General features: G+C 66.8%; 16 protein-coding genes. 9 read left to right on the top strand and 7 right to left on the bottom strand.

Annotated features, from left to right (window positions below):
• Nucleotides 1-57: 57 nt before the first annotated feature.
• Nucleotides 58-726: a leucyl/phenylalanyl-tRNA--protein transferase gene (gene aat, locus LC062_RS09745; protein WP_224910849.1), complete on the top strand. Its 669-nt coding sequence runs from the start codon at nucleotides 58-60 to the stop codon at nucleotides 724-726.
• A gap of 45 nt (nucleotides 727-771) precedes the next feature.
• On the opposite strand, the gene parA is transcribed toward aat, so the two are convergent.
• Nucleotides 772-1,419 carry a ParA family partition ATPase gene (gene parA / locus LC062_RS09740; RefSeq protein WP_224910848.1) on the bottom strand — a complete coding sequence of 216 codons (648 nt, stop codon included), beginning with the start codon at nucleotides 1,417-1,419 and terminating at the stop codon, nucleotides 772-774.
• A 219-nt stretch (nucleotides 1,420-1,638) separates the two neighbouring features.
• Here parA and LC062_RS09735 point away from each other — a divergent pair, with 219 nt between their 5' ends.
• Together LC062_RS09735 and LC062_RS09730 are read left to right on the top strand one after the other, a co-directional pair.
• Nucleotides 1,639-2,337 carry a fumarylacetoacetate hydrolase family protein gene (locus LC062_RS09735; RefSeq protein WP_224910847.1) on the top strand — a complete coding sequence of 233 codons (699 nt, stop codon included), beginning with the start codon at nucleotides 1,639-1,641 and terminating at the stop codon, nucleotides 2,335-2,337.
• Between the two features lie 28 nt (nucleotides 2,338-2,365).
• Nucleotides 2,366-3,148: a lysophospholipid acyltransferase family protein gene (locus LC062_RS09730; RefSeq protein WP_224910846.1), complete on the top strand. Its 783-nt coding sequence runs from the start codon at nucleotides 2,366-2,368 to the stop codon at nucleotides 3,146-3,148.
• Nucleotides 3,149-3,159: 11 nt separating this feature from the next.
• On the opposite strand, the gene LC062_RS09725 is transcribed toward LC062_RS09730, so the two are convergent.
• Entirely contained in the window at nucleotides 3,160-3,948 is a 789-nt protein-coding gene (locus LC062_RS09725; RefSeq protein WP_224910845.1) for a hypothetical protein, read from the bottom strand.
• Between the two features lie 287 nt (nucleotides 3,949-4,235).
• On the opposite strand from LC062_RS09725, the gene LC062_RS09720 reads away from it, so the two are divergent.
• The 4 genes from LC062_RS09720 to LC062_RS09705 are packed head-to-tail and all read left to right on the top strand — an operon-like array spanning nucleotide 4,236 to nucleotide 6,589.
• Entirely contained in the window at nucleotides 4,236-4,508 is a 273-nt protein-coding gene (locus tag LC062_RS09720; RefSeq protein ID WP_224910844.1) for an acyl carrier protein, read from the top strand.
• Entirely contained in the window at nucleotides 4,505-5,725 is a 1,221-nt protein-coding gene (locus LC062_RS09715; RefSeq protein WP_224910843.1) for a beta-ketoacyl-[acyl-carrier-protein] synthase family protein, read from the top strand. The genes LC062_RS09720 and LC062_RS09715 overlap by 4 nt, the downstream gene beginning before the upstream one ends.
• Nucleotides 5,726-5,747: 22 nt before the next feature.
• Nucleotides 5,748-6,173 carry a hypothetical protein gene (locus LC062_RS09710; protein WP_224910842.1) on the top strand — a complete coding sequence of 142 codons (426 nt, stop codon included), beginning with the start codon at nucleotides 5,748-5,750 and terminating at the stop codon, nucleotides 6,171-6,173.
• Nucleotides 6,170-6,589, top strand: coding sequence for a MaoC/PaaZ C-terminal domain-containing protein (locus LC062_RS09705; protein ID WP_224910841.1), 420 nt, complete (start codon nucleotides 6,170-6,172; stop codon nucleotides 6,587-6,589). The genes LC062_RS09710 and LC062_RS09705 overlap by 4 nt, the downstream gene beginning before the upstream one ends.
• A 37-nt stretch (nucleotides 6,590-6,626) precedes the next feature.
• On the opposite strand, the gene LC062_RS09700 is transcribed toward LC062_RS09705, so the two are convergent.
• From LC062_RS09700 to LC062_RS09690, 3 genes are all read right to left on the bottom strand, one after another.
• Entirely contained in the window at nucleotides 6,627-7,172 is a 546-nt protein-coding gene (locus tag LC062_RS09700) for a DUF2478 domain-containing protein (RefSeq protein ID WP_224910840.1), read from the bottom strand.
• 68 nt (nucleotides 7,173-7,240) lie between these two features.
• Complete coding sequence (locus LC062_RS09695) at nucleotides 7,241-7,912, bottom strand: NnrU family protein (RefSeq protein ID WP_224910839.1); 672 nt, start codon at nucleotides 7,910-7,912, stop codon at nucleotides 7,241-7,243.
• Nucleotides 7,913-7,915: 3 nt separating this feature from the next.
• Nucleotides 7,916-9,112 (bottom strand): NnrS family protein, encoded by a 1,197-nt coding sequence (locus tag LC062_RS09690; RefSeq protein WP_224910838.1) that lies wholly within the window; start codon nucleotides 9,110-9,112, stop codon nucleotides 7,916-7,918.
• Between the two features lie 137 nt (nucleotides 9,113-9,249).
• Between LC062_RS09690 and LC062_RS09685 the strand changes: the two genes are divergently transcribed.
• A complete protein-coding gene (locus LC062_RS09685) occupies nucleotides 9,250-9,666 on the top strand; it encodes an Rrf2 family transcriptional regulator (protein ID WP_224910837.1) in 417 nt (138 codons plus the stop codon).
• A 12-nt stretch (nucleotides 9,667-9,678) separates the two neighbouring features.
• Here LC062_RS09685 and LC062_RS09680 read toward each other — a convergent pair whose 3' ends face one another.
• Complete coding sequence (locus LC062_RS09680) at nucleotides 9,679-10,890, bottom strand: NAD(P)/FAD-dependent oxidoreductase (RefSeq protein ID WP_224910836.1); 1,212 nt, start codon at nucleotides 10,888-10,890, stop codon at nucleotides 9,679-9,681.
• 67 nt (nucleotides 10,891-10,957) lie between these two features.
• On the opposite strand from LC062_RS09680, the gene LC062_RS09675 reads away from it, so the two are divergent.
• Nucleotides 10,958-11,629, top strand: coding sequence for a TetR/AcrR family transcriptional regulator (locus LC062_RS09675; RefSeq protein ID WP_224910835.1), 672 nt, complete (start codon nucleotides 10,958-10,960; stop codon nucleotides 11,627-11,629).
• Between the two features lie 13 nt (nucleotides 11,630-11,642).
• Here the strand turns inward: LC062_RS09675 and dmpG are convergent.
• Nucleotides 11,643-12,482, bottom strand: an 840-nt coding sequence (gene dmpG, locus LC062_RS09670; RefSeq protein WP_224910834.1) for a 4-hydroxy-2-oxovalerate aldolase, incomplete at its 5' end; no start/stop codon positions are given.

Raw genomic sequence — 12,482 nt, 5'->3', positions numbered from 1 at the left:
GATCGACGATCCTGATCGGTTGCGGACCGGAGACGCTGCACTCCGGGACGAAAGCACATGGCCGCAAACAAGAACGACGCTCTGGAGATCACCCCGCAGGTACTGCTGAAGGCCTATGCCTGCGGGATCTTCCCCATGGCGGAATCGGCGGACGATCCCAACCTGTTCTGGATCGAGCCGGAGCATCGGGGGGTGCTGCCGCTGGATAGCTGGCACATCCCCAAGCGGCTGCGCCGGACCCTCCGCCAGGATGTGTTCGAGATCCGGATCAACAGCGATTTTGACGGCATCATCGACGGCTGTGCCGCCCCCATGCCGGGGCGGCGCAAGACCTGGATCAACAGCGAGATCCGCCGGCTCTACGGCGCGCTGTTCGACATGGGCTATTGCCACACAGTGGAAGCCTGGCGCGAGGGCCGCCTCGTCGGCGGACTCTACGGCGTCTGCCTCGGCGCGGCGTTCTTCGGTGAAAGCATGTTCGCCTTTGAGCGGGATGCCTCCAAGGTGGCGCTCGCCCATCTCATCGCCCGACTGGTTGCCGGCCATTTCACCCTGCTCGACACCCAGTTCGTCACCGAGCATCTCGCCCAGTTCGGCGTCATCGAAGTGCCCAAGCTCCGCTACGACCGGATGCTGGAAGCCAGTCTGACCCATAGCGGCGACTTCTTTGCCCTGCCGCGCAATGCCACCGGCGCCGATGTGCTTGCGGTTCTCGGGCTGGCGTAACGGCAGAACGGGCTTCCCGCGCTGCCGGCGCGGCCTTGTGGCCGGTCAGCCGAGGTCCAGTGCCTTTGCGATTTCCGCCGCCAGGTGGCGCGCTTCCTCCGCCCCCTTGCCACGCGCATCGGTCTCCAGCACCGTCTTGCCGATCCCCATGGAGGCGGCGAAGGCGGTACGATTGCCCAGACGCGCGTCACAGACCTGGAAGCCGTTCCCGGCGATCTCCTCCAGAATTTCCGCCGTCAGCGCAGCGCGCGGCGGCACCCGGTTGAGCACCACCATCGACGCGGTTTTCTCGCGTGCGGCGATCTCGACCGTCTGACCGGTGGCCCACAGGTCCACCTGGGTCGGCTGCACCGGGATCATCACCAGATCGGCCGCCTCGATGGCCGGGCGCACGTCCGAATCGGTCTTCGGCGGCGTATCGATGATCACCAGCCCATGATCGCGCGCCAGCGACCGCGCCTCGCGCCGCGCGCCCCAACCGCTGGATGTGCGGAAGGTCAGGCCGGTGGCGCGTTCGCCAAGCGCCTGCTCGCGCGCTTCAAACCAGGTGCCGAGCGATCCTTGCGGATCCACATCGACGAGCGCCACCGGAAAAGCGCCGCTCTGCGCCAGGGCCACAGCCAGATGCGCGGCCAGCGTGGTCTTGCCCGATCCGCCCTTCTGCTGCGCCACCGAAAGAATTCTGCCACTCATGTCATCGCCTCCGGCGACAGTGTTGCACTGCGAAAGGCGGCGGACAACGCTGAATTCGCCCGACGCCGCAACAAAATGGAAAGACGCCCCGCCGGCCGGCCAGTTGCATCCGCTGGACCGGCGCCCGGGCTTCCCCTAGTAATGCAACCGATCCTATTTCCGCACGACTCGGGCCCGGTCCCGTCGCGCCCCCGCCCCCTTCAAATAAGGACATGTCGCATGGCTCAGTTCGTGATCGCTCCCCCCCGCCAGCCGAGCCTTGCCATTGAGAGAAGCGCCGAGCGTTTCCCCCTGCGCCGGGTGTATTGCGTTGGCCGCAACTACGCGGCCCACGCCCGGGAAATGGGGAACGACCCGGATCGCGAGCCGCCGTTCTTCTTCTCAAAACCGGCGGATGCGGTCTGCGACGCCGGCGGCACGGTGCCCTATCCGCCGCTGACGGAAGACCTCCATCACGAGATGGAGCTGGTGGTGGCCATCGGCGTCGGCGGCAGCGACATCGACCCGGCTGCGGCCAACGATCACATCTGGGGCTATGGCGCCGGCCTCGACCTCACTCGCCGCGATTTGCAGGCCCAGGCCAAGAAACTCGGTCGCCCCTGGGACTGGGCCAAGGGTTTCGATCAATCCGCCCCTTGCGCACCGCTGATCCCCGCCGGCCGGATCGGCCATCCGGTTTCGGGACGCATCTGGCTCAAGGTCAATGGCGAGCTGCGTCAGGAGGGCGATCTGGCCGACCAGATCTGGCCGGTCGCCGATATCGTCGCCATCTGCAGCCGCGCCGTGCGCCTCGAGCCGGGCGATCTGATCCTGACCGGCACCCCGGCCGGCGTCGGCCCGCTGCAGCCCGGCGACAAGATCGAAGGCGGCATCGAAGGCATCACCGATATTTCCCTGACCATCGGTCCGCGCGCATGATCCCTCCCCTCCTGCGGAAGGGGCGCGCGTGACGCCCGCCGGCCCTGATCGCGCGCCCGCGAGCCGGTTCCGGCCGCTCCGCGCCGGACCGCTGGTGGTGCTGCGCTCTCTGGCGTTCCTCTTGCTGGTCCTCGCCTCTCTCGTGCTGATGTCGGTGCTGACCCCGCTCCTGATCATGCCACGGCGCGCCTGCCTAGCGATCGTCCGCCAGGTGCTCCGGTTCTGGCTGTGGCTGCTGAAGGTGATCGCCGGTCTCGACTACGAGGTGCGAGGCCGTGAGAACCTGCCGATAGGCGGCTGTCTCGTTGCCTCCAAGCACCAGTCGGCCTTCGAAACCCTGGCGCTGCAGGTCATTCTCGACGATCCGGCCATCGTGCTGAAACGAGAGCTGACCCTCATTCCACTTGCCGGCTGGACCATGTGGCGGCTGGGACATATCAGCATCAACCGCACGGCCGGCGCCTCCGCCCTGATGAACATGGTGCGCGATGCGCGCGCCCGGCTGGCCGAAGGGCGCCAGGTGGTGATCTTTCCCGAAGGCACCCGCAGCGCGCCGCTGGCGCCGCCCAGCTACAAGTCCGGGCTGTCGGCACTCTATCGCAGCCTCAGGGTTCCGTGCGTCCCGATTGCGCTCAATTCCGGCGTGTTCTGGCCCCGGCGCAGTCTGTGGCGCTTTCCCGGACGCATCGTCATCGACATCCTGCCGCCCATTCCCCCCGGCCTCGATCAGGAAGCGTTCCGCGCCCGCCTGCAGGAGACGATCGAAGACCGGACGCGGATCCTGGTGGAAGCCGCCGAAACGGGTCGCTAACCAGCGCCGCCTCAGCCGGCGACGCCCGCCGGCAGCGGCGCCCGTTCCCGGCCGAGGCTGCGGCCGATCACGAACAGGTCCGGCGCGAACATCGCCAGATAGACGATGAAAGCGGAGATCGCGACGATCTCCTGCAGCGTGTAGATGTAATAGACCGTGTATTCGATGGTATCGGGCACCAGCCCCTTCAGCACGAACATCGCCAGATAAAGGACCGTAGTCGCGGTGATAATCTTCGCTGCCCGAACCCTGAGGGCATTCATCCGCGGCAACAGCGCCAGCCGGGGCCGAAGGCCATCGTCCGGCACATCGACCAGCCGCGAGCCGAGATACCCGCTGAGGAGAATCGCCGTCCCCTGACCGAGGAAGAACAGATAGCTGCCCAGCATGTGCAGATCGTGATTGTTGCCGAAGGTGTACTGGGTACAAACCACCATGCCGCCACTGCCGATGATCTGAGCCGAAAGGACAATGACCAGCCAGCGCATCAGCGACCGGCGCCGGCGCTCCTCGCCCGCCCCGCAGCGCGCCAGGATACCCAGCCGGTAGCCGTTGACGATCGGCACCAGCGCCAGGGCGATGATCGTCGTTACCGCCAGGATCATCGCGGCAAAGGGCGTGCCGATCACCGGATCAGAAATTGCCCGGCTGATCGTTGGAGCGCTATGCTGGACGTAGTCGGGGTGACGCTGGTAGAAAGCCCAACGAGCCCAAACCATCATCGGTATCTGAACAAGGGGAATGGCGACGATCGGCGCACTGAACACCAAGCCGAGAACAAGCCCTCTGCGCGACATCATGTTTCCCAGCCCATTCGACCTTCCCCGATTGCCTTGACCATGCCCGTCGCGCACATGCCCCACCAGATCGACGGCAAAGGTCATCGCGCCGCAGCGCCAAGCAGCATTGCCAGTCCTTACCGGATTGCCGCCCCGTATGACAAGCCGCGCCCCACAGACCGGATGGTCAGGGAGACCTGCAGGAAAGCTGCCGCGCGCGCTATCGGTGCATTTCCTGCTGGATACTAAGCCGACAAGGACTTATGACAGCCCGAAAGACGTCGGGCCAACAGGGACAGACAAGCCACATGGAACAGAAAGTCGACGGGATCGCACCCGAGACGCTTGACCGCCTCCTTGACCTCGTTGCAACGGAAGGCATGGTCGAACGGGACAAGCTGACGCCGGATGCCACCTTCGAGGACCTGGGCATCCAATCGGCCGACATGGTCGTCATCCTGATGGCGATCGAAGAGGAATTTGGCGTCTACATTCCGGTGGACGGCGATCTTGCCGACGCCCAAACGGTTGGGGACTTCCTGAAGGTCCTCGCGGAACGCATGAAGGACAATGCGGCGTGACACAACACAATCGACGCATTGTCGTGACCGGCATGGGTGCGATCACGGCTGCGGGCAAGACTTGCGACGACCTGTGGGAGGCGGCCCGCGAAGGCCGCTCCGGCGTCTCGCAGCTGCAGCTTGAGCGCTTCCCCACCCAGCGAATCAAATGCGCCGCGCATATTCCCGATTTCGATCCGACCGGGTTTCTCAACGCCCAGGAACTGAAGACCACGGACCGGTTCGCGCAATTCGCCATTCTGGCCGCACGCCAGGCGCTGGAACAGGCCGGCCTCGACATTGACGAGCCGCGCGGCCTGCGCACCGGCGTCATCATCGGCTCCGGTATTGGCGGTGCCAACACCAACGACGATGGCCATTACGGCTTTTATGTCAGCAAGGGCCGCACGGACCTGATGACCATCGCCAAGGTGATGCCGAATGCGGCCGCCTCCCAGGTCAGCATGCGCTATGGCGCGCGTGGTCCCTCGCTGGCGATTTCCAGCGCCTGCGCCTCCGGCACCCAGTCGATCGGCTATGGCCTGCAGATGATTCGTGCCGGCATCATCGACGCCGCGCTGGTCGGTGGCAGCGAAGCGCTGCTCACCCCCGCCACCTTCCGCGCCTGGGAAGTGCTGCGGGTGATGGCGCCGGAAGCCTGCCGCCCGTTTTCGGCAAAGCGCAACGGCATGGTGCTGGGCGAAGGCTCCGCCGTCCTGATGATCGAGGAGCTGGAGCACGCGCTGGCGCGCGGGGCAACGCCGCTGGCGGAAATCGCCGGCTATGGCAGCACCAGCGACGCCAGCGACCTGCTGCGCCCAACCGTTGAGGGTCCGGCTTCTTCGATGGAGGCCGCACTGGCCGATGCCGGCCTGGCGCCGGAAGAGGTCGGCTATGTCAACGCGCATGGCACCGGCACGGTTCTCAACGACATTTCCGAGACCCAGGCCCTGCGTCAGGTGTTCGGCGATCATCTCGATGCCCTGCCCGTCTCCTCGACGAAGCCGATCCACGGCCACGCGCTTGGTGCGGCCGGCGCCATCGAAATGGTGATCACCATCTCCGCCATACGCGCGGGCGTGGCGCCGCCGACCATCAACTGGCTCGAGCCGGATCCGAAATGCACGCTGGATCCGGTGCCCAACACCGCCCGGCCGCATCCGATCAACGCGGCGATCAGCAACTCCTTCGCCTTTGGCGGCATCAACGCCACCCTGGCGGTGAAGGCCTACGCCTGACACCATGGCTCAGGTGGAGGACATGGCCGACTGGCAGCCCGTCGCCGACGTCGATTTCGACACGCGGTCCGAGACCGTCGCCGCCTTCGCGGCGGCGCTGGCGGGTAAACCCGCTGCGGAAGCGACAGAGCCCGTGCAGCGGGTGCCGGCGACCTTTGCCTTCACCGTTTTGTCGCGGCCAGAGGTGCTGCGCGTGCTGGAGGGGCTCGCAGCGGATCGTAATGCCGTGCTCGTCCATCAGGCGCAGCAGTTCGAATATGTCGCCCCGCTTCTGCCCGACAGCCGCTACCGGGCCGTGGTCGACTGGCACCAGGTGCCGGAGCGCGCCGACCGGATCGTCGTGCGGGCACGCCTTCAGGACGCGGACGGCACCGAAGTCCAGCGGCTGCGGGCGGAAATCGTCCTGTTCGAAAATCGTCGTGGTCGCGAGGAGGACCCGTCCTTATGACTGCGGCCTCCCCCTCTCTTCCCGTGCCGGCTATTGGCGAACGCCTGCCCGAGTATCTGGTGACAGCGCTGGATGGCGCGCAGGTGGCGGCCTATGCCGCCGCCTCCGGCGACCACAATCCGATCCATCTTGACGAGGATGCCGCCCGCGCGGCGGGACTGTCGGGCACCATCGTTCACGGCATGCTGGTGATGGGGCAGTTCGAAGCGACCTTGCGCGCCTGGCGGCCGGAGTGCCGAATCGAGACGATGCAGACCCGTTTCCTGAGGCCGCTGGCGGTTGGCGGCGGCCTTCGCATCGAAGGGCGGGTTGCCAAGGTCGAGACCGAGACGCCGCTCCGGCTGATCGTCCGGCTGATGGTGCGCGACGGTACCGGCACGCCGATTTGCGTCGGCGACGCCCGGATCGGGCTCTGAAAGCCCCCCCCAAAAAACCTCAGGATAGACAGCTCGCTCAAAGGGCGAGCGTATCCCCCGCTGGCGCATCTTGCGCCGCCCCGTCGCCAAGGGTCTGGAACCAAGCGGTCAATGCCTCCACGGTCGGAGCAACCTTGACCGCAAGCCCACTGGCGAACTCCAGAAAGGCCGCCTCGTTCATGCTGTTGACGGCAACGGCGACGGGAATGTCGTGGGACACCGCTTCGCCGATCAGATCGCGAAAGCCGCGCCCATCCGCCTCATGCTTGCCGAACTTGTTGAGAACCAGGATATCGGCGGACGTGTCGAAGCCCGACGCGACCTCGGCAACGGCGCATTCCAGCGCATCCGGATCGAGCCGACAGCCCCGCGCTTCCGGCCCCAGCGACTGGGATATGCGAAACACCGCCCCATCGGGCAGCACCTGCACGTCCATATCGCAGGGATGCTCCTCGCCCCGGTCGGTGTTGATCTGCACCACCCCGTGGCAGTTCAGGCCGCGCGCGACAAGCGCGGCGGCAAAGCGCGCGAGCACCTGATCGGTGTCTCCCCGTCCGGGCGCCATGATATAGGCTATCGTCATCTCGTCACCTCTTCCCCTCCCGGGGTATCACATTCGCGCGGCGGCAGAAATGCCCAGACTGCGCGCTCCTACACCGGCAATGGCGAAACGCCGAACAGATAGGGATGGGCCGCCAGCAGCAGCAGATAGACGCCGAGCGCCAGCCCGCAGCGCAAGGCCAGCCCGGCGGCCGACTGCGGCACCGGCACCACGGGGCCGGCACGAACCTTTGCCAGCAGCTCATCCCAGCGCGGCCCCATCTCCCGGCGTCGGCGCCGGTCGACGATCCACATGCCCAGCAGCGCGAAGCCGGCGAAGGTGCCGAACAACAGCACATGCGCCAGATCGCCATTCGGCACCAGATGCGCGCCCGCCCAGAGCGCCAGCGCCAACAGCAGGGGATGGCGGGTCCAGCGCACCAACCCGGGGTGTGCCGGATCGAACCTGTCGTTGCCCGCCCCGCCAAAGGAGAACGGATTGGGCCGGCCGAGCGACAGCGCCAGCAGCAGACAGACCACGCCCATCACGGTCAGCGGCACATGGTTTTGCCAGGGCGCCCAGTCCCAGAGCCCCACATAAGGGGCCCGGCTTGACGCCTCGATCAACCAGCCCAGCACGAAGAGCGACAGCGCCGAATAGGCCAGCGTGAAACCGCGCGCGCCCAGAACCCCGACGAGACGCCGCTTGACGGGCGGGCGCAGCGGCACCGAATGGGTCAGGAAGAACGCCGCGAAGGCGAGTGCATATTCGCTCCACCCCATGGCTCAGCGCACCGGCTTGGGCAGCAGAAGAAGCGGCCCGTACAGGATGGCGAAGCCGAGGAAGGCCAGAAGCCACAAGCCGCCGGCAAGAGAATAAAGCCCGGCGGCCATATCGGGCAGAAACCCGGCCAGCATCCGGGCGAGCACCGACAGGATCAGCGCCAGATAGACCGCCCCGGTCCCCTTGCCTGCGGTCAGGGCGCGGCCGGTGTGTCCAAGGGTCGCCCGCGTCATCACCGCGACGGTCATCACGCCGATGGCACCGGCCATCCACAGATGCTGCGCGGCGGCCAATTGCAGCAAATCGGGAATGAGGATCGAGACGCCGATGGCCAGACTGCCGAGCGGCACGAAGCCGTAACCGACGTGCAGGATCCACACCAGCGGTTCGGTACCGGTCCGCCATCCGGCCCAGCGTCCGAGCCGCACGGCCTGCACCACGCCGGCCAGGATCAGCCCGCCGCCGGTCACCGCCCGCTCCGGCATAACCACCCAGGCGCAGAGCACGAACAGGGTCAACAGGATCGCCGCCTTGTCGAACGGTCCGACGGCCGAGGGCCGCGCCGGATCGCCCTCCCGCACCAGCCAGTTGCGGGTAAAGGACGGGACGATCCGCCCGCCGATCACGGTGATCATCATGATGCCCGCCGCCAGGCCAATGCGCAGACCAAGCCCCTGCGCCGCATAGGCGCCGCTTGCCGCCTCCCAGTGGAACACGGCATTGCCGATGGTCAGCACCAAGAGCATCGCCAGAACAATCAGGTTGCGCCAGTTTTGCCCGGCGACGATCTCCCGCGCAATCACGCCCGCCAGCACGATCAGACAGGCGAGATCAATGAGCGCCACGATAAGCGGCGACAGGGCGGCGGAGAAGAACACCGCGAGACGGCCGGCCAGCCACAGCCCCGCGAGCCCGGCCAGCGGCCAGCCGACGATCGGCAGCCGCCCGGTCCAGTTGGGCACCGCCGTCAGCAGAAACCCGGCGACGACGGCACCGAGATAGCCGAACAGCAGCTCATGGGCGTGCCAGGAGACCGGATCGAAGGCGGTCGGCAGCTCAAGATGCCCGGCGAGCATCGGCACCCAGAGCGCCATCGCCAGGCCCGCCCACAGCCCGGCAAACAGAAAAAACGGACGAAAGCCATAAGTCAGCAGCGCCGGACCGGTCCAGGCACGCATCTGTTCCGCAGTCGAGGCCATGGTTCCACCTCTTGCCAAAGCGACATTCCGGTGCCGCGCACGGCGACCATGTCGCACACCCTGCCGGCACCCGGCATTTGCCTTTTGCTGTAAACCGATGTAATGCGCATTGCAAATACCAATTCAGGGCCGTGGCGATGCGTCTCACCACTTTCACCGATTTCGGGCTCCGGGCCTTGATGCGTCTGGCTGGCGAGCCAACCCGTGCCTTTTCCACCGCCGAACTGGCGGAGGAGTTCGCCGTGTCCCGGCATCATCTGGCCAAGGTGATCTCGGTCTTGGCCGGCGCGGGGCTGATCGCCACGCGGCGCGGCGGCGGCGGCGGGGCGATACTGGCCCGGCCCGCCGACCAGATCCGCCTTGGCGAAGTCGTGCGTCTGCTGGAAGCCGATCAGGTGCTGGTGGAGTGTTTCGCCCCGTCGGGAAACCTCTGCACCCTGACCCCGCGCTGCCGGCTGAAGGCGCGGCTCGCCCGGGCCGAAGCGGCCTTTCTCGCCACGCTCGACGAAAGCACCCTCGCCGATTGCATCTACACCCCGGCGGAAAAGGTATAGGGTACGCCCCGCTCAGGCGGCAGGGCGCGTGATGCAGTCCTTCAGCGCCGTTCCAGGATTGGCAAGGTCAGCGGCCTCCATCGCCGCACCGGAGGCGACGAACCGCCGGGCCATGCCCAGAGTCCGCTTGGCGTCGATGGCGATGACCCCGCGCAAGCATCCCTGATCGAGAAAGAAGCGGGTCACGCCACCCCCCGATGGCTCCTCCCGCTCCACCTGCGCGAAGGCATCGTCGCAAGCCCCCAGCATCTGGATGGTGTGGCCGAACTGGGTCGACCAGAACCAGTCAGGCTCATCCACCGGCGGTTCCTGTCCGAGGATCAGATGGGCAACCGCCGCTGCCGACTGATTGGCGTTTTGCCAGGATTCGCGCCGCATGTTGCCGCGATGACGATAACGTGCGCAGTCGCCAATGGCGAAAACTGAAGGATCAGCGGTGCGCCCCTGTGCATCGACCAGAACGCCGTCGTCGCAGTCCAGACCGGCGGTCCTGGCCACTTCATCATTCGCCTGCATGCCGATGGCGGCGATCACCAGATCCGCCTCAACCAGATCCGTACCGAGGCGCACACCGCGCGCGCCTTCCAGGAACGGCCGCGTACCAAGCCGAAGCCCGACCCCCGCGTCCCCATGCATCGCGGCAAGGCGACCGGACAGCCAGCGCGGGGCGACCCGCGCACACAGCCGCTCGGCGGTTTCCGCGACATGCACCTCGAACCCGGCCGCCCGGCAGGTCGCTGCGGCTTCAAGACCGAGCCAGCCGCCGCCAAGGATCACCGCGCGGCGCCGGCCCGCGCTGGCCCGGGTCAATTCCGTGGCAAGTGCATCCGCATCGCTCACATCGCGGATGGAGAGAAGTGGAGCACGCCACCCCTCCGGAGGTGTCAGCCGGCGCGCCCGTCCGCCCGTGGCCAGCACCAGATGCGTATAGGACAGTGTTTCGTCTCCAGCGCGCAAGGTCTGCGCATCCCGGTCAAGACCGTCGACGCATGTGCCAAGTCGCAGGTCGATATCGGCGGCGCGCGCGGCCACCGGCGTCAGAACCACCAGCTTCTCGAACGGCACAGTCCCTTGCGCATAGCCCTTCGACAGTTCCGGCCGCTCGTAGGGCGGCACGGTTTCCGCCCCCAGAAGCGTGATGCGCCCGGCGAAGCCCAGCTCGCGCAGCTTGAGCGCCGCCCCGGCGCCGGCCTGTCCCGCGCCGGCGATGATCACATGTTCCATCCCACTGCCCTCTTCTGATAAACTGCATCCTGATTCAAGCTCTTGCCTCCTGCAAAGGATTGCCCTCTTGACCGGCGAAGCCGACGAGACCGAAGCGCCGGCGACGCCGCAGCGCCGCAAACGCAGCCCCACCCGCCGCCATAAGGACGCGCCGCTCAACGAGCAGGACTGGATCGACGCCGCCACGACAATCCTCGTTCGCGAGAACGTGCGCGGCATCAAGATCGACACCCTGTGCAAGATGCTCGGCGTGACGAAAGGCAGCTTCTACTGGCACTTCGCCACGCGGAACGAGTTGCTGGTCGCGCTCCTGTCCAACTGGCGCCGGCGGATGACGCTCAATGTCATCCGCTCCATCACCCGCTCGGGCGAGAAGGCGCTGGAGCGGCTGCGCAACCTGATGGCCCTGCCCCGCCAGCCGAAATCGCCGGCCTTTGCCCAGATCGAATCGAGCATTCGCGACTGGGCCCGCCGGGTGGACATGCCGCGCGAGGTCGTGGAAGAGGTCGATGAGATCCGCCAGGACTATTTCGAACGGCTGTTCCGCGACCTCGGCTATGGACCGGAGGAGGCCCGCCGGCGCGGCTACGTCACCTATTGCCTGATGATCGGCGACGCCACCTTGCACCGGACCCTCGACCGGGTGTCGCAGGAGGAGTTTCTGGAGACCGCGCTGGCGATGCTGGCCCCGCCCGCGCCCGCGCCCCCTCCGGCGGACGGGGACCGCCCGGAAAGCTAGCCTCCCTATCCCCTCACCTTGCCTTCGCCAGATCGAGGGCGACATCGGTGATCATGTCTTCCTGGCCACCGACCATGCGGCGCTTGCCCAGTTCCACCAGAATGTCACGGGTGTCGATGCCGAAGCGGTCCGACGCCTGTTCCGCATGGCGCAGGAAGCTGGAATAGACCCCGGCATAGCCGAGCGTCATGGTCTCCCGGTCGACCCGCACCGGCCGGTCCTGCAGCGGGCGCACCAGCTCTTCGGCCGCGTCCTGCAGCTTGAACAGATCGCAGCCATGCTGCCAGCCCATCAGGTTGGCCACCGCGACGAAGGCTTCGAGCGGCGTGTTGCCGGCACCCGCCCCCATGCCGGCCAGAGAGGCATCGACCCGGGTCGCGCCATGCTCCACCGCCACCACCGAGTTGGCCACCGCCAGCGACAGGTTCTCGTGCATATGCGCGCCGCGTACCGTTTCCGGCTTCAGCACCTTGTCATAGGCCTCGAACCGGGCCGCCACATCGCGCATCACCATGCCGCCGCCCGAGTCGGTCACATAGACACAGGCCGCGCCATAGCTTTCCATCTTGGCCGCCTCGCCGGCCAGCACCTCCGGCGGCGTCATATGCGACATCATCAGAAAGCCGCTGACATCCATCCCCATCTCGACGGCGGCGGCGATATGCTGCGCCGACACATCCGCTTCGGTGGAATGGGTGGCGACGCGCACGGAGGTGACGCCCACGTCCCGGGCACGGCGCAGGTCCTCGATGGTGCCGATGCCGGGGATCAGCAGCGTCGTCAGCCGGGCACGCTTGCACACCTTGGCTGCCTCGGCGATCCAGGCCGCATCCGTGCATTTGCCGAAGCCATA

The sequence above is a fragment of the Stappia indica genome (genome assembly GCF_020177335.1).
In the GTDB taxonomy this organism is placed as follows: Bacteria; Pseudomonadota; Alphaproteobacteria; order Rhizobiales; family Stappiaceae; genus Stappia; species Stappia indica_B.
This window is presented reverse-complemented; position numbering and strand designations above follow the sequence as displayed.